Annotated in this window: 14 protein-coding genes; 9 read left to right on the top strand and 5 right to left on the bottom strand. The window is 71.5% G+C overall.

Going from position 1 to position 17,034, the window contains the following annotated elements:
- Positions 1-60: 60 nt before the first annotated feature.
- The 3 genes from ACFWJO_RS30960 to ACFWJO_RS30950 all read right to left on the bottom strand — a co-directional run bounded on the left by ACFWJO_RS30960 (position 61) and on the right by ACFWJO_RS30950 (position 5,223).
- Complete coding sequence (locus ACFWJO_RS30960; RefSeq protein ID WP_386870472.1) at positions 61-843, bottom strand: SDR family oxidoreductase; 783 nt, start codon at positions 841-843, stop codon at positions 61-63.
- Between the two features lie 258 nt (positions 844-1,101).
- Complete coding sequence (locus ACFWJO_RS30955) at positions 1,102-4,023, bottom strand: BTAD domain-containing putative transcriptional regulator (RefSeq protein WP_386870470.1); 2,922 nt, start codon at positions 4,021-4,023, stop codon at positions 1,102-1,104.
- 15 nt (positions 4,024-4,038) lie between these two features.
- Positions 4,039-5,223: a low temperature requirement protein A gene (locus ACFWJO_RS30950; protein ID WP_386870468.1), complete on the bottom strand. Its 1,185-nt coding sequence runs from the start codon at positions 5,221-5,223 to the stop codon at positions 4,039-4,041.
- 184 nt (positions 5,224-5,407) lie between these two features.
- On the opposite strand from ACFWJO_RS30950, the gene ACFWJO_RS30945 reads away from it, so the two are divergent.
- From ACFWJO_RS30945 to ACFWJO_RS30905, 9 genes are all read left to right on the top strand, one after another.
- Positions 5,408-6,832 carry an MFS transporter gene (locus tag ACFWJO_RS30945; protein WP_386870466.1) on the top strand — a complete coding sequence of 475 codons (1,425 nt, stop codon included), beginning with the start codon at positions 5,408-5,410 and terminating at the stop codon, positions 6,830-6,832.
- 166 nt (positions 6,833-6,998) lie between these two features.
- Positions 6,999-9,323, top strand: a complete 2,325-nt coding sequence (gene pflB / locus ACFWJO_RS30940; protein WP_386870464.1) for a formate C-acetyltransferase — start codon at positions 6,999-7,001, stop codon at positions 9,321-9,323.
- A gap of 250 nt (positions 9,324-9,573) precedes the next feature.
- Complete coding sequence (gene pflA, locus ACFWJO_RS30935) at positions 9,574-10,374, top strand: pyruvate formate-lyase-activating protein (protein ID WP_386870462.1); 801 nt, start codon at positions 9,574-9,576, stop codon at positions 10,372-10,374.
- A gap of 76 nt (positions 10,375-10,450) precedes the next feature.
- The gene (locus ACFWJO_RS30930) at positions 10,451-11,638 is read left to right on the top strand and encodes an MFS transporter (RefSeq protein ID WP_386870461.1); all 1,188 of its coding nucleotides are present in this window, start codon (positions 10,451-10,453) and stop codon (positions 11,636-11,638) included.
- On the top strand, positions 11,635-13,947 hold the full coding sequence (locus tag ACFWJO_RS30925; RefSeq protein WP_386870459.1) for a molybdopterin oxidoreductase family protein: 2,313 nt from the start codon (positions 11,635-11,637) through the stop codon (positions 13,945-13,947). Before ACFWJO_RS30930 ends, ACFWJO_RS30925 begins: the two co-directional genes overlap by 4 nt.
- Positions 13,948-13,955: 8 nt before the next feature.
- Positions 13,956-14,555, top strand: a complete 600-nt coding sequence (locus ACFWJO_RS30920) for a 4Fe-4S dicluster domain-containing protein (protein WP_386870457.1) — start codon at positions 13,956-13,958, stop codon at positions 14,553-14,555.
- Positions 14,552-15,244, top strand: coding sequence for a Rieske (2Fe-2S) protein (locus ACFWJO_RS30915; RefSeq protein WP_386870455.1), 693 nt, complete (start codon positions 14,552-14,554; stop codon positions 15,242-15,244). Before ACFWJO_RS30920 ends, ACFWJO_RS30915 begins: the two co-directional genes overlap by 4 nt.
- Entirely contained in the window at positions 15,241-15,660 is a 420-nt protein-coding gene (locus tag ACFWJO_RS30910; protein ID WP_386870453.1) for a hypothetical protein, read from the top strand. Before ACFWJO_RS30915 ends, ACFWJO_RS30910 begins: the two co-directional genes overlap by 4 nt.
- A gap of 69 nt (positions 15,661-15,729) precedes the next feature.
- The gene (locus tag ACFWJO_RS30905; RefSeq protein WP_384415778.1) at positions 15,730-15,942 is read left to right on the top strand and encodes a hypothetical protein; all 213 of its coding nucleotides are present in this window, start codon (positions 15,730-15,732) and stop codon (positions 15,940-15,942) included.
- A gap of 19 nt (positions 15,943-15,961) precedes the next feature.
- On the opposite strand, the gene mscL is transcribed toward ACFWJO_RS30905, so the two are convergent.
- Positions 15,962-16,477 (bottom strand): large conductance mechanosensitive channel protein MscL, encoded by a 516-nt coding sequence (mscL, locus tag ACFWJO_RS30900; protein WP_386870451.1) that lies wholly within the window; start codon positions 16,475-16,477, stop codon positions 15,962-15,964.
- 114 nt (positions 16,478-16,591) lie between these two features.
- Positions 16,592-17,034, bottom strand: a 443-nt coding sequence (locus ACFWJO_RS30895; RefSeq protein ID WP_386870449.1) for a hypothetical protein, incomplete at its 5' end; no start/stop codon positions are given.

The raw sequence follows: 17,034 nt of genomic DNA, 5'->3' as shown, positions 1-17,034 counted from the left end.
CCTGCGTAGCACGAATGACCGCGGGACGGGCCGGAGCTGATCCGGTCGGTTCGCCTCGGCTCAGCGCTTCGGGCCGAGGTACGTGCCTCCCGAGGCGTCGATCACCGTGCCCGTGATCCAGCGGCCGGCCGGAGACGCCAGGAAGCCCACCGGCTCGGCGACGTCCTCCGGCTGCCCCACCCACGGCAGCGCCTGCCCGGCGATCAGCATCTCCTCCAGCTGCGGCATCGCCGCCATCGCGGCCGTGAGCCCGGCCGTCTGCGTGGGGCCGGGGGCAACGGTGTTGACGGTGATCCGGCGGGCGCCGACGACGTTCGCGAGGGTGCGGGTGAAGGTTTCCATCGCGCCCTTCGTCATCGCGTACGCCAGCTCGTCGGAGAGCGAGATGCGGGTGACGGCGGACCCGATGTTGACGATGGCGCCGCCGTCGCGCAGGACCGGCAGGAGCTGCTGCACCAGGAAGTACGGGGCGCGCACGTTGACCGCGAAGAGGCGGTCGAACTGCTCGACGGTCTCCTCATGGAGGTGTCCGCCGGAGGAGGTGACGGCAGCGTTGTTCACCAGCACGTCGAGCCCGGTGTCACCGGTGTGGGCCGGCAGTCCCGCCCGTACGCCTTCGACGAGCGCCAGGACGCCTTCGTACGTGCCGAGCTCGGCCCCCACGGCGAACGCCCGACCGCCGTCGGCGGTGATCAGGTCGACGGTCTCCTGGGCGGCGGCCCCGTCGGAGCCGTAGTGGACGGCGACGAGCAGCCCGTCCGCGGCCAGCCGCCGGGCGATGGCCCGCCCGATGCCGCGCGAGGCGCCGGTGACGAGAGCGGTGCGAAGGGTGTGCTGCTGCATGATGCGGCCTTCCGGTCGTCGGGGTTCGGTGCCGGGCGATCGCCTCGACAGGAAGGAGACTGACCGCGCCCGCTGACGGACCGCGCACGAAGCGCTGACGGCTGCTGACGACCGGTGCGGAGGCGGGCCCGGGCGGGGCAGGCGGCTTGGGCGTGGGGGAGCGCCGGGAGCAGATGGCCGGAGCGCAGGCGGCCTGGGCGCAGAACGCAGGCGAGGTGCCGTGCCGGCCGGATGGCGGGGGCCGCCCGGCCTCTTCGGCTATGGCCGGTCCGGCAGGCCGGGCAGGTCCGGGGTCTGGGGCAGGCGGGGGAGGCCCGAGGTCTGCGGCCCGCCGGGGAGGTCCGGGGTCTGGGGGAGGCGGGGGAGGCCCCGGCCTTGCGGCCCGCCGGGCACGCCCGGGCTCTCCGGCCCGCCGGGCACGCCCGGCGTCTCCGGCAGGCCAGGCAGGTCCGGGGTCTGCGGTCGGCCGGGTAGCCCCGCGCGGCGGGCGGTTTCCGCCGCACGGGTGCGGTCGGCGGCGGCGGAGGCGGGGTCGCCCGCAGCCTCGTGGACGGCGGCGCGGCGGCAGAGGAGATCCACGACGTCCTCGGCGACGCCCAGGGACTCGAAGAGGCCGAGGGCCTCGGCGAGCAGCGGCAGCGGTTCGGGGGAGAGGCCCGCGAGCCCTTCCAGGGCCGTGGCCGTGCCCCAGCGGTCGCCGAGGGCGTGGAATCCCGCCAAGGCCGCCGTCAGCGTCCGTTCCGCCGTGTCCCCGTCTCCCCGTGCCAGGGCCAAATGCCCCTGGCCGACCAGGTCGAGGGCGCGCGACCAGGCGTCGTCCGGCACCGGAAGCCGCTCCTCCGGCCCGACCGTCGTCGCCCACAGGAACGCGGTGAACGGCTGCCGCAGCGGTTCCGTGCGGGCGACGAGCAGGTCCCGGGCGCGTACGAGCCGTTCGGGAGACAGGCCCGGGTACGGCTCGGCGCCCGGGCCGGGTTGCGCTCCGGCGGTCAGCACGCAGAGCGCGTACTCCTCGCCGAGACCGGCCGACTCCGTTGCGAGACCGGCGCGTTCGACCGCGTCGAGCAGGTCCGCCACCGGCCCGGCCACCTGCCCGCGCAGGCCTCGCAGCCACCAGTACGGGGTGAGCGCGGCCACCAGGCGCAGCCCGTCCTCCGGGGCCGCGCGGCGCAGGGCGGCGCGCAGGTTCAGGTCCTCGGCGTCGAGGCCGGCGAGCAGGTCGAGCTGGGCGGGGCCGCGCAGCCCGGGGTCGGCGGCGCGGGCGAGGGCCAGGAAGTGGGCGGTGTGCGCGGCGAAGGCGGGGTCGTCGGCGGGCAGCCGCCCGGCCGCGTAGGCCCGGACGGTCTCCAGCATCCGGTAGCGGCCACGACCGGTCGCGTCCGCGGTCGCCTCCATCAGCGACTTCTCGGTGAGCGACGCCAGGACGTCCGTCGCGTCCGCGAGGCCGGTGCCCCAGACCGCGGCCGCCGCCTCCGCGGTGGCGCCGCCCCGGAAGACGGAGAACCGCGCCGCCGCGAGCCGTTCCTCCTCGTCTAGGAGATCCCAGCTCCACTCCACCACCGCGGCCAGTGTCCGATGCCGCTCGGGTCCCGTACGGTCACCCCGCGACAGCACCCGAAACCGCCCGTCGGCCCGTTCTCCCCGCCCACCGCCCGGCCGGTCTCCGAGTCCGTCCCCCGGCCGCTCTCCCAGCCGCTCTCCCAGCCGGTCGGCGAGGTCGTCGACGGTCAGGGTCCGCAGTCGGGCGGCCGCCAGTTCCAGGGCGAGGGGCAGTCCGTCGAGGGCCGCGCAGATCTCCGGTACGCGCGCGTGCCCCGTGAACCCGGGCCGGGCCGCCGACCCGCGCCGTACGAACAGCTCCTCCGCCGCACCCGGCGCCAGCGCGGCCAGTGGCAGCAGGGACTCGCCCGTGATGCCCAGCGCCTCACGGCCGGTCGCGAGGACCCGCAGCTCCGGGCAGCGGGCGAGCAGTTCCCGTACGAGCAGGGCCGTCTCGGCCACGACGTGCTCGCAGTTGTCGACGACGAGCAGCAGGGGCCGGTCCGCGAGGGCCCGTACGAGCGCGTCCGGGGTCGCGCCCCGCACGCCGAGCGCCCGCGCGAACGCCGCGGCCGTCTCACCCGCCCCGACGGCAGCCAGGTCCACGAACACGGCCTCGCTGCCCGCGGATTCCACCGCGAGCCGGGTCTTGCCCGCGCCGCCGGGACCGACCAGCGTCACCAGCCGCGCGGCCGACAACAGCGCGCCGAGCTGCGCGCGCTCGTGCTCCCGCCCCACGAAATCGGTGAGGGGCACGGGCGGCCGGACGGGGTGAGGAAGCGGAACGGGACCGGGACCGTCCATGGAGCCACTGGGATGCGAGCCTCCGCAGGGCCCGGGCAGGCTGGTGCTGGTGCTGGTGTCGCCGCCGCTGCCCGCCGGCCGGGGGCCGCTCGGCGTCCGGGTGGACGCCTCGCCGCGGAGGACCGCCAGGTGGGCCGACGCCAGCTCCTCCGACGGATCCGCGCCCAGTTCCTCCGCGAGCGCCCCGCGCACCTCCTCGTACACGCCGAGCGCCTCGGCCTGTCGCCCGGCACCGGCCAGCGCCCGCATCTGGAGGGCTCGGAGCCGTTCCCGCAGAGGCTGCGCGGCCGCGGCTTCCGCCAAGTCCCGTACGAGCGGGGCGGGATCCCCGCCCGCAGCGAGGCGCGCGGCCGCCCACTCCTCCAGCGCGTCGAGGCGCAGCGCGTCGAGCCGGGCGACCTGGGCGGCGGCGTACGGAGCGTCCCGTACGTCCGCGAGGGCGGGTCCACGCCACAGCCCGAGCGCCTCGCGCAGCAGTTCCTCCGCTCCTACGGCGTCCCCGTAGGAGCGGAGGCGGGCGCCCTCCCGCACCAGCCGCGCGAACCGCGACGCGTCGACGTCGTCGGCCTCGACACCGGTGAGGCGGTAACCGGCGGCCCCGTGCTCCACCGCCACCCCGTCCGGGAGGCCCGCCCGGCGCAGCCGGGAGACCTGCGACTGGAGGGCGTTCGCGGCTGCGGCCGGCGGCTCGTCCCCGTACAGGCCGTCGACGAGCCGCTCGACCGGGACCACCCGCCCCGCGTCGAGCAGCAGCAGCGCGAGCAGCGCCCGCACCCGGGGGCCGCCGGGGGCGGGCGCGCCGTCGACGGTGAGCGGACCGAGCAGCCGGAAGATCATGCGAGGAATTCTGGCCTAGGTGACCCGCCGCCCGGTCGGTCCGGTGGCCGGGTTGGTGGCGGTGAGGGTCACTCCCACCGCCACCGTCGCCGCCGCCACGAGCCCGGCGGCGAACACCGCCCAGTGTCCGGCGAAGGAGCACATGAGGATCGCGAGGGCGGACACCGGGAGCACCGCCTGCTGGGCGAAGCCGACCTTGAAGTAGCGGGCGTGCAGCAGCCACACGCAGAGCAGGAACACGGCCGCCGGGATGGTCACGGCGGAGGACGCGGCGAGGGTGGTGATGTGTGCCTTGCCGACGGCCTGCTCGACCGCGATCTCGATGCCCGCGCCGATCGCTGCGGCGGAGGCGAAGATCAGGTAGTGGCCGTAGCCCCAGAGGAAGCCCTGCCGGTTGGAGGCGAGCCGGTCGTGGGCGGGGACGACGAAGTAGATCCACCAGGCGGCGAAGACGAGGAGGAGCCCGCCGGCGGCGATCGGCAGCACCTCGCCGAGCGCGTCGTTCTCCGTCACGCCCGACTTCACGGCGACCGTCGCCGCCGCGATGGTCTCGCCGAGCACGATGATGGTGAACAGGCCGTAGCGCTCGGCGATGTGGTGCGGGTGCCACTGCGTCGTGACGTCCTTCTCCGCGTACATCGGTACGGCCATCTCGGCGACCGCCATGACCAGGAACACCCACGGTCGCGCGTCCTCGGACACCAACAGCAGGGCCGTCCAGCCGACCTGACAGGCCACCACACCGCCCGCGTACCGCAGGCACATCGTCCGCTCGCGGGGGTCGGTGGCGTGGTGCGCGGCGCGCAGCCACTGCGAGGAGAGCGCGAGGCGCATCACGACGTACCCGATGTACACGACGAGGAAGTCGTGGTCGTCGAACGCGCGCGAGACACCGGCGGCGAGGATCAGCACGCCGGCGATCTGGACGAGCGTCACGACCCGGTACAGCACGTCGTCGTTGTCGTACGCCGAGGCGAACCACGTGAAGTTCATCCAGGCCCACCAGATGGCCCAGAACACCATGGCGTAGTTCAGGATCCCGGACCCGGCGTGCCCCTCCGCGACGGCGTGCACGAGCTCCGCACCGGCCTGGGCGACGGCGACGACGAAACAGAGGTCGAAGAACAGCTCGAGCGGGGTGGCGGCCCGGTGCGCCTCGTCACGCGACCGGGCGGTGAGCGGAAGAAAGGGTTGCGTCATGCCCCACAGAACAGCACGCCCTCGCGCATCCACGGCAACACGACACCACAAGCCCAGGTCCGTAGGGCCCGGGCCTGACGGGACCTACGCCCGCCGACTCCGGCGACGATCGGCTCTCCCGTACCCCTGCTGCGCGAGCGGAGCCTGGAAGGGCAAGAGCCCCTCGAAACGTCAGGGAATCGCCATGAGTTCCGTAGTCCAGGACAGCAGAACGACGGGCGGGCCGTCACCCGCCTCGTACGACGCGGAGCAGTACAGGCCCGGCAAGCCGATCACGGACTGGGAGCCGGAGAACGAGCTCTTCTGGAAGTCCATCGGCAGCAAGGTCGCGAACCGCAACCTGTGGATCGCCGTACCGGCGCTTCTCGTGGCGTTCGTCGTCTGGCAGGTGTGGTCGGTCACGGCGACGAACCTGAAGGACGTCGGCTTCACCTTCTCCACCTCCCAGCTGTTCTGGCTGACGGCCATACCCGGTCTGACCGGCGGCACGGCCCGGATCTTCTACACCTTCCTCGGTCCGATGATCGGACAGCGGCGCTTCACCGCCCTGTCGACGCTGGTGCTGATCGTGCCGCTGATCTGGCTGGGCATCGCGATCCAGGACCCGTCGACCCCGTACGGGGTGATGGTCGGCATCGCCGCGCTGTGCGGCATCGGCGGCGCGAACTTCGCCTCCTCCCTGGCCAACATCGGCTTCTTCTTCCCGAAGGCGAGGAAGGGCAGCGCGACCGGCATCAACGGCGGCCTCGGCAACCTGGGCGTCTCCGCCGTCCAGCTGCTGACCCCGATCGTCATCACCTGGTCGACGATCGCCATCGGCTCGGCCCAGCACAAGGCCGACGGCACCTCGGTCCACCTGCAGAACGCGGCCTTCATCTGGGTTCCGGTGCTGCTGGTCCTTGCCGCCGTCGCCTGGTTCGGGCAGAACGACCTGAAGGTCGCGTCGACGCCGTTCAGCCGGCAGAAGGTGATCTTCAAGCGCAAGCACAACTGGCTGATGACCTGGCTGTACGTCGGCACCTTCGGTTCCTTCATCGGCTTCGCCGCGGCCCTGCCGATGCTGATCAAGACGACGTTCCCGGACTACTCCGTCGCCACCTACGCCTGGATGGGGCCGGCGGTCGGCGCCCTCGCCCGGTGGGCGGGCGGCTGGATCGCCGACAAGTGGGGCGGGGCGCGGGTCACGATCCTGTCCTTCGTGGGCATGGCGGCCGCCATCGTGGGAGTGATCAACTTCCTTCCTTCGGGCAGTGACGGCGGTTCCTTCTACGGCTTCTTCTTCTGCTTCCTCGCGGCGTTCTTCTTCTCCGGCATCGGCAACGGGTCGACCTTCCGCCAGATCCCGGTGATCTTCCGCGGCACCCATCTGAAGGGCCTGACCGAGGGCACTCCGGAGTACGCCCAGGCCCTGAAGCAGGCGGAAATGGAGTCCGGCGCCGTCACCGGCTTCACCTCGGCCATCGCGGCCTACGGCTTCTTCTTCATCCCGGCCCTCTTCGGCTCGATCGCCGTGACCAGCGCGATGTGGGGTTTCGTCGCCTTCTACCTGAGCTGTGTGCTCGTGACCTGGTGGTTCTACGCCCGCAAGGGCGCCGAGGCCCCCAGCTGACCGCCCCGGCCGACCGGCCACCCGACCGACCGGCCACCCGGCCGCTCCCCCCGACAGTCCCCGAAAGGCCCCGCTCCGGCGGGGTCTTTCCGCATGCCGGGAAAGGGACCAACGGCCATCGACCGGTGACCATTGCCGACCCTTCTGATCGATCAGACGGAGTGCAATGGAAGCAGGCAAGCAACGAGGCTTTCGAGCGATCGAGAAGGCGGTGCGGGCAGTGACTGCGACCCCTGCTGAAGCAACGGTGAACGACGGAGCCTGGAAGGGCTTCAAGGGCGGTCTGTGGCGCGACGCCATCGACGTACGCGACTTCATCCAGCAGAACTACACGCCATACGAGGGCGACGACTCCTTCCTCGTCGGCCCCACCGAGCGGACCACCGCCGTGTGGAAGGCCATCACGGACAGGTTCCCCGAGGAGCGCGCCAAGGGCGTCCACGACGTCGCGTACGACATCCCCTCCACCATCACCGCCCACGCCCCCGGCTGGATCGACCGCGACAAGGACCTGATCGTCGGCCTCCAGACGGACGCCCCGCTGAAGCGCGCGATCATGCCGTACGGCGGCTGGCGCATGGTCGCCGGCGCCCTGGAGACCTACGGCTACCCGGTCTCGGCGGAGCTCGCGAAGGTCTTCACCGACTACCGCAAGACCCACAACGCCGGCGTCTTCGACGCCTACACCCCCGAGATCCGCGCCGCCCGCAAGGCCGGCGTCGTCACCGGACTCCCCGACGCCTACGGGCGCGGCCGCATCATCGGCGACTACCGCCGCGTCGCCCTCTACGGCGTCGACCGCCTCGTCGAGGTGAAGCAGGAGGAGAAGGAGGAGCTGAACACCCTCCCCGCCGGGAACCGTTCCGTGGAGGAGACCATCCGGCTCCGCGAGGAGCTCGCGGAGCAGATCCGCGCCCTCGGCGAGCTGAAGGCGATGGCCGCCTCGTACGGGTACGACATCTCGGGCCCTGCCACCACCGGCCGCGAGGCCATCCAGTGGCTGTACTTCGCCTATCTCGCCGCCGTGAAGGAGCAGAACGGCGCCGCGATGTCGCTGGGCCGCACCTCCACCTTCGTCGACGTCTATCTGCAGCGCGACATCGAGTCCGGTCTCCTCACCGAGGAGCAGGCCCAGGAACTCGTCGACGACTTCATCATCAAGCTGCGTATCGTCCGCTTCCTCCGCACCCCCGAGTACGACGAGCTGTTCTCCGGCGACCCGACGTGGGTCACCGAGTCCATCGCCGGCATGGGCGAGGACGGCCGGCCGCTGGTCACCAGGACCTCCTTCCGTTACCTCCAGACCCTGTACAACCTCGGTCCGGCCCCCGAGCCGAACATGACCGTCTTCTGGTCACCGCAGCTCCCCCAGGGCTTCAAGGAGTTCTGCGCCAAGGTCTCGATCGACACCTCCTCCGTGCAGTACGAGTCGGACGAGCTGATGCGTCCCCGCTTCGGCGACGACACCGCCATCGCCTGCTGTGTCTCCGCGATGCCCGTCGGCAAGCAGATGCAGTACTTCGGCGCCCGGGTGAACCTCGCGAAGACCCTCCTCTACGCGATCAACGGCGGTCGCGACGAGAGGTCCGGCGCCCAGGTCGGCCCCGACACCGGCGCCGTCACCTCCGACGTCCTCGACTACGACGAGGTGATGCGCAAGTTCGACGAGCAGATGGAGTGGCTGGCGAACGTCTACGTCCACGCGCTGAACGTCATCCACTACATGCACGACAAGTACGCCTATGAGCGCATCGAGATGGCGCTCCACGACCGCGACGTGCGCCGCACCATGGCCTGTGGCATCGCCGGCCTCTCGGTCGCCGCCGACTCGCTGGCCGCCATCAAGTACGCCACGGTCACCGCCCTGCGCGACGAGACCGGTCTGGCCACCGACTTCGAGATCGAGGGTGACTTCCCGGCGTACGGCAACAACGACGACCGTGCCGACGAGATCGCGGTCTGGCTGGTCGAGGAGTTCATGAGGAAGGTGCGCAAGCACCCGACCTACCGGAACGCCGAACACACCCAGTCCGTCCTGACCATCACCTCCAACGTCGTCTACGGAAAGAAGACCGGCAACACCCCCGACGGGCGCCGCGCCGGAGAGCCGTTCTCCCCGGGCGCCAACCCGATGAACGGCCGCGACACCCACGGTTACATCGCCTCGGCCCTGTCGGTCGCCAAGCTCCCGTACGAGGACGCCGAGGACGGCATCTCGCTGACCAACACCGTCACCCCGGACGGCCTCGGCCGCACTCCCGAGGAGCGGATCAGGAACCTCGCCGGTGTCCTCGACGGCTACATGGCCGGCGACGGCTTCCACATGAACGTCAACGTCCTGAACCGGGACATGCTTCTCGACGCGATGGAGCACCCCGAGAACTACCCGCAGCTCACCATCCGGGTCTCCGGATACGCGGTGAACTTCGTCCGCCTCACCCGCGACCAGCAGCTCGACGTCCTGAACCGCACCTTCCACGGCTCCCTGTAGCCCACCCGACGGGCCGGCCCTCACCGGCCGGCCCGACCGGCCCGCCCGGGCCGGTGGTGACCCGCGCGGCTCCGGCACCCCGCCATCGACCCTCACCCGGGCCCGGAGCCGCGCGAGAAGCGCCGGCCACGTCCCCGACCCCTTCCGTCACCTCTCCTCCCGCTCGTCTCGCACCTTCGTCCTCGCGCTCGTCCCGCTCCTTCCTCCCTTCGTTCTCGCTCCTCTCTCCTTCCGGACAGGAGGCCCCGCCATGGCCGTACTCCTCGGCTCGGACATCCCGACCCTTCCTGCTACCCCGGCCGCCGCGGCGACCCAGCGGCCTTCGGAGGGCTCGGTGCACTCCTGGGACCTGTCCACCGGTGTCGACGGCCCCGGCACCCGCTTCGTCACCTTCCTCTCCGGCTGCCCCCTGACCTGTCTGTACTGCCACAACCCCGACACGTGGCGGATGCGGAACGGCAAGCGGACCTCCGCCGACGACGTGATCGCGGAAGCGCGCAAGTACACCCGCTTCATCTCCGCCTCCGGCGGCGGGGCCACCGTCTCGGGCGGCGAACCCCTGCTCCAGCCCGTGTTCACCGGCGAGCTGCTGCACCGCCTGAAGCACGAGCTCGGTCTGCACACCGCCCTCGACACCTCGGGCTTCCTCGGCGCCCGGGCCACGGACGCCCTGCTGCGCGACACCGACCTGGTCCTTCTCGACATCAAGTCCTGGGACCCGGACACGTACGAGAAGGTGACCGGCCGGCCGCTCCGGCCGACCCTGGACTTCGCCCGCCGCCTCGCCGACCTCGGCCAGGAGGTCCACGTCCGCTACGTCCTCGTCCCCGGCCTCACCGACGACCCCGCCGGCATGGAGGGAGTCGCCGCCTTCGCCAGTGGCCTCGGCAATGTCTCCCGCGTCGACATCCTCCCCTTCCACAAACTCGGTGAAGCGAAGTGGCGAGCACTCGCCAAGCCGTTCACTCTGCACGACACCCCGTCGCCGACTCCGGAGCAGGTCGCGGCGGCCAGGGAGATCTTCCGGTCGCACGGGCTGTACGCCGTTTGAGCGCCGCCCGGCCCGGCACTCACCCACCGGCCCCGCAAAACGGGCATAAGTGGATGAAGGCTTTTATCGTGGCCGCGTGATCGAGCCACCGCAGGCCCCTGCCGAGCCACCGCCGGCCCCCGTCGAGCCGCCGCCCGCCCCGGCCGAGCGGGCACCGCAGACCCCCGCCCAGGTGCGCCGCCGTGCCACCCTCGCCGGTGTCACCGTCTCCGTGCTGCTGATCCTCGCGATCGTCTTCGGCAGCCGGCTGCTGCGCGATTTCGACTCGGCCCTCCTTCCGTACGCGGTGGCGACCGTCTTCCTCGCCTTCGGCGTCGCCTACCGCTACACCGTGTGGGTGTCCGCGCCGGGCGCCCGGCGCCTGTTCAAGCAGGGCTGGCGCGCCTTCTTCTCGGCCGAGAACTTCCGCCGGGCGCCCACCGCCCTGCCCCGGATGATCGCCACCTACCTCGGCTTCCAGAAGTTCCTCGGCGCCCGCTCGCACGCCCGCTGGGCCGCCCACCAGCTCATCTTCTGGGGCTGCGTCCTCGCAGCCCTCATCACCTTCCCGCTCACCTGGGGCTGGTTCACCTTCACCTCCTCCACCGGCTCGGGCCCCGGCTACGAGATGCGGATCTGGGGCTTCAAGGTCCTCGGCTTCGACTCGCTGAACGTCGTCGGCTGGCTGATGTTCCACGGCCTCGACATCGCCGCCGTCCTCGTCATCCCCGGCGCCTGCTACTTCCTGTGGCGGCGGATGAAGGACCGCGGAGCCATCACCGGCCAGCGCTTCGCCTACGACCTGGTCCCGCTGATCGCGCTGATCGTCATCTCCGTCACCGGCCTGCTGCTCACCTTCTCCTCGATCTTCCTGCACGGCGGCGGCTACGAGTTCCTGGCGATCCTGCACATGGTGTCGGTGGTCTTCACCCTCATCTACATCCCGTTCGGGAAGTTCTTCCACATCGTCCAGCGGCCCGCCGCCGTCGGCATGCAGCTCTTCAAGTACACCTCCCGTCGCAAGGCCGGCGACGCCGTCCCGGCCACGGCGGGCGCCGCCGCCGCGACGGGCGCCGTCCTCGCCGCGGACGGCTCCGACCCGGGCCTCCTCCCGTGCCGGCGCTGCGGCCGGCCCATCGACACCGCCCCCTACGTCGAGAACCTCCAGGGCACCATGCGCGACCTCAGCCTCGGCTTCGAGGAATGGACCGAGTACTGCCCCCGCTGCAAGCGGGTCCTCCGGGGCAACGCCTACCTCAGCCACGTCAAGAAAGGCTTCAAGTGACGCACGCGCAGGCCGGGCAGCAGCTGCCTCTTGACCCTTCCGTCGCCCCGCCCGGCACCCGCAACTTCCGTGACGCCGGAGGCATCCCCGCTGACCGCTGGCACGCCGACCAGAACGGCGAGACCCTCGTCCCCACCCACTGCTGCTTCTGCGGCGTGCAGTGCGGCATGTATCTGCGCGTCGATTCCGGCGGCAAGGTCTTCGGCGTGGAGCCCCGCAACCACGACATCAACCGGATGCGACTCTGCCCCAAGGGCATCAACGCCTATCAGCAGGTCAACCACCCCGACCGGCTCACCTCCCCGCTCATGCGCCGCAACCGCGACGAGCCCTTCCGGGAGACGAGCTGGGAGGAAGCGCTCGACTTCACCGTCTCCGAGATCCGCCGCATCCAGACCGAGTACGGCAACGACGCCTTCGGGCTGCTCGGCGGCGCCAGCCTGTTCTCCGAGAAGACGTATCTCGTCGGCAAGTTCGCCCGCGTCGCCCTGAAGACCCGGCACGTCGACTACAACGGCCGGCTGTGCATGGTCTCCGCCGCCGGAGCCAACAAGCTCTCCTTCGGAATCGACCGGGCCGGCAACCCGTTCTCCGACATCCTCCTCACCGACTGCCTGCTCATCGCCGGCTCCAACGTCGGCGAATGCTTCCCCGTGATGACCCAGTACCTCTGGGGAGCCCGGGACCGCGGCGCCACCCTGATCGTCGTCGACCCGCGCCAGACCGCCATCGCCCGCACCGCCGACGTCCACGTCGCACTGAAGCCCGGCACCGACTCCGCGTTCTTCAACGCCGTCCTCCACGTCGTCGTCGCCGAGGGCCTCACCGACGAGGCCTACCTCGCCGCCCACGCCACCGGCTGGGAGGAGGTGAAGAAGACCGTCGCCGACTATCCGCCCTCCCGCTCCGCCCGGATCTGCGGCGTCCCCGAAGAGCAGATCGTCCAGGTCGCCCGCATGTTCGCCGGCGCCGACAAGGCCATGGCCTGGCACGCCCGAGGCGTCGAACACCACTCCCAGGGCGTCGAGAACTGCCTGACGATCATCAACCTGTGCGTCGCCACCGGGAACATCGGTCGCCCCGGCGCCGGCTACGGCACCATCACCGGGCAGGGCAACGGCCAGGGCGGCCGCGAGCACGGCCAGAAGTCCGACCTCCTGCCCGGCGGACGCTCCATCTCCGACCCCGAACACCGACGCCAGATCTGCGCGATCTGGGGCATCGACGAATCCGAGCTGCCACCCGCCGGCACCTCCATGATGGAGATGGTCTGGCAGATGCAGCGCCGCGAGATCCGCGGCCTCATCGGCATCTGCAACAACCCCTTCGTCTCGCTCCCCAACTACGCCACGGTGAAGGAGGGCTACGACACCGCCGAGTTCCACGCCCAATTCGACTTCTTCCTTTCCGAGACCGCCGCCAACGCGCACGTCGTCTTCCCCGTCACCGTCTGGGCCGAGGACGAGGGCGTCATGGCCAACGCCGAAGCCCGCGTCGTCAAGCACAACAAGGCCCAGGAACCGCCGGCCGGCGTCCGCACCGACACCTGGGTCATGTGCGAGCTCGCCAAGCGCCTCGGCGTCGGCGACAAGTTCGCCTTCCCCGACTCCCGCGCCGTCTTCGAGGAGCTGCGCATCGCGTCGGCCGGAACGGTCAACGACTACTACGGCATCACCTACGAGCGGCTCGAGGAGACCGGCGGCATCGCCTGGCCCTGCCCCTCCACCGACCACCCCGGCACACCCCGCCTCTTCGAGGACGGCCGGACCTACCACGCCGACGGCAAGATCCACATGCAGGTCGTCGAATGGCACCCGCCCATGGACCCGTACAGCGAGGAGTACCCCCTCTCGCTCACCACCGGCCGCACCGTCGCCCACTTCCTCTCCGGCAACCAGACCCGACGCCTGGGCGCCCTCGTCGAGCAGACCCCCCGCCCCTGGGTCGAGGTCCACCCCTCCCACGGCTTCCGCAACGGCGACCCGGTCCGCGTCGTCACCCGCCGCGGCAGCGAGGTCTTCCCCGCCCTGGTCACCGAGGCGATCCGCCCCGACACCGTCTTCGTCCCCTACCACTGGCCCGTGCCCACCGCCGCCAACGCGCTGACCATCGACGCCCTCGACCCCCGCTCCAAGATCCCCGAGTACAAGGTCTGTGCCGCCCGCATCGAGGCCGCCGAACGGATCGACGAGGTCCCCGCGCCGCCCACCGGACCCGGCCAGGTCGCCTATCCGGAGACGCAGATCTCCCGCGACGACCCCCTGCCACCCACGTCCCCACAGGGCCGTGGCACCTCGGAGAGGAGCTGAGGCCGCACATGATGGGCCGCACGATCTTCATCGACCCTGGCCGCTGCATCGGCTGCCAGGCCTGCGTCTCCGCCTGCCGCGAATGCGACTCCCACCGCGGCAAGTCGATGATCCACCTCGACTACCCCGACGAGGGGCAATCCGTCGCCTCCCTTCCCACCGTGTGCATGCACTGCGAGGACCCCGTCGCCCCCTGCGCCGAGGTCTGCCCCGCCGACGCGATCCTGGTGACCGCCGACGGCGTGGTGCAGCAGGCCGACACCACCCGCTGCATCGGCTGCGCCAACTGCGTCAACGCCTGCCCCTTCGGTGTCCCGAAGATCGACCTCCAGGCGAAGCTGCAGATGAAGTGCAACCTCTGCTACGACCGCACCGCCTATGGCCTCGCCCCGATGTGCGCCACCGTCTGCCCCACCGGCGCCCTCTTCTACGGCACCCTCGACGAACTCCGTGCCGAACGCCCCGGCGTCCAGGTCGCCGACTCCTTCACCTTCGGGTCCACCACCATCTCCACCGGAGTGGCGATGGTCGTCCCCGCCGACAAAGTCCAGTGGCCGGTCCCCGGCGGTCTGCCCATCGTCGAAGTCAACGGAGTGGATGTCCGATGAGCCTCACCGCACAGCCCCCGGACGGCGCCGGCGCGGCAACCGACCCTGCGGACCCGGCCGACGGGGACCGGCCGACCGACGCCGCCCAGGCGGCCATGCGCGACCGGATCGCCGCCGACTCGCTGACCACCCGCCGCGACTACCTGCGGATCGTCGCCACCGTCTCCGGCGGTCTCGCCGTCGGCGGCATCGGCGTCGCCTCCGGCATCCTGCACCGGCACGGCGACAGCGACGACGGAGCACCCGAGCCGAAGAAGGTCGCCGATCAGCTTCTGCCCGGCGACTCGATCGCCTTCCGCTACCCCGACGAGGAGGACCGCGCGGTGGCCATCCGCCTCCAGGACGGCACCCTCGCCGGCTACTCCGCCGTCTGCACCCACCTGGCCTGCGCCGTCCTGTGGCGCAGCGACCGGGGGAGCGAGGGCGAGCTGTACTGCCCCTGCCACGAGGGCGTCTTCGACGCCCGCACCGGAGAGGTCACCGCCGGCCCGCCGCCCCGCGCCCTGCCGAAGGTGCTGCTGGTCGAGGAGGCAGACGGCAGTGTCTGGGCCGTGGGCACCACCCGCTCCGGCGAGAGCGTCCAGGAAGGCCTGTGCCGCCAGCTCGGCGAGGACCGGCCCGGCCTCGCCGAACGCCTCGGGTGTCCCGGCACCGGCGGCAGTGCCGCGGAGAGGACCCGAAGGACATGACCGACACGCCGTTCCCCAAGGACCCGGGCGCCCCCGGCGGCTCCGCCGAGATGCCGGAGACCCTGCCGCCCCGGCCCGTCTACACCCCCGGCAGTGCCCAGCCGCGTCTCAACCGCCCGGTCCACGAGCGCTACCCGCAGATCCGTCCCACCAGCGGCTACGGCGACCCCCGTATCCGCAACACCGGGCCCGGCCCGGGCGCCGGTACCGAGCAGGAACCCGAGCGCTCCTCCAAGCTGTCGGCCCGCCTCGCCCTGGCCCTGACCGTGGTCATCGGCCAACTCTGGGGGCTGACCATCGTGGTCGACGAGTGGATGGCGGGCGACACCGGGACCGCCTGGTGGGGTGCGGGATTTCTCGTGCTGTCGTTCCTCGTCGTCCTCGGCCTGTGGCTGCTCGACCCGAAGGACCGCTGAGCGGAATCCCGCTGATCAGCCAGCGGATCGAAGGGGTACGGGGCGGTGATCCCGGCGTACCCTGAAGACATGAGCACCGCCCCCGCCCACGGCCCGCGAGCAGCGAAGCAGTCCGACACCGTCCCCGAACCCGAACACAGGCCGGCACTGATCTTCGACGATCCACTGGACCAGCAGTCCGCGGACGATACGGACCGCGGGTGGGGCGAGCGGCCTCCGGCCGGCGGCAGCGCCGCCGACCTCGCGCGCTTCCTCGACGAGAAGCCGCCGCACCACCTCTGACGCCGACGCGAGCCGCCGGTCAGGAGGTGGAGTGCGCCCCGCTGCCGCCGCTGGGCGCCGACGCCACGCCCGTGTTGTTCACGGCCGGACCGCGCTGGGAGACCAGGTGGTCCCGGATCTCCTTCAGCACCTCCAGCTCGCTGACCTCCAGGGTCTCCTGGACGCCTTCCTTCGCCTTCTCGTGCGCCGCGCGCTTCGCGAGGATCTTCGCCATGGGCAGGACCATCAGGAAGTAGACGACGGCCGCCGTGATCAGGAAGCTCAGGACGGCACTGAGGACGAGACCCCACTGGATCTGGATGCCCTGCATCTCGCCGTTCACGACCCGGCACGGGTCCTTGAGGCAGGACGCGTAGCCTTCCAGGTCCTTCGTGCCGAAAGCACCCACGAGCGGGTTGATGATGCCCTTGACCACCGAGTTCACGATGTTGGTGAACGCGGCACCGATGACGACCGCCACCGCCAGGTCGATCACGTTCCCGCGCATCAGGAAGGCCTTGAAGCCTCCCAGCAAGCTTTCCTTCTTCTCGGCCACCGAGGTGCCTTTCGTCGCGTGTGCTGCACTGTGCGGAGCCATTACGCCGTGACTGGCGCGAAGGCGTCCAATCCGTACACACGGGACGGTTACTTGACAGACCGTCAGTGCGAATCAGCACAGCGTCACCGCCAGTTGGGACGTCATGCCCGCCCCGGCGAGAACCGTCGCCGTCGACCGTGGAACGGACAGGACGACCAGGGCCCCACCGTCCGAACGAGTCTCACCCGGCTTCGGCACTTCGGCCACCCGGGCGCCCGAGGCCACCACCCGGGCCTCGCCGCCCTCGCCCGTCGGTGAGTTGGCCGCGGCGATCACGTCCACGCGGTCACCGGGCCTGAGCAGCCGCACGGTCGCCGCGTCGGCGATCCGCACCGGGGCCGACACGAGCGGCACCGCGGCCGGCCGATGCGCCTTGCGCGCCGGCGGCGGAGGCGGCTGCGGGGCCGGGTCGTCGGCTCCGGCGACGCCGGCCGCCACGAGCGCGGCGGCCGTCATCGCGAGGACCGCGGAGGGGGACTCCCCCCCACGGCGCCGGACACCGAGCCACCACCCCC

The organism is Streptomyces sp. NPDC127092 (assembly GCF_042722475.1).
GTDB lineage: Bacteria > Actinomycetota > Actinomycetes > Streptomycetales > Streptomycetaceae > Streptomyces.
Note: the sequence above shows the minus strand (reverse complement) of the source record. Positions and strands in the feature narration are given on the sequence as shown.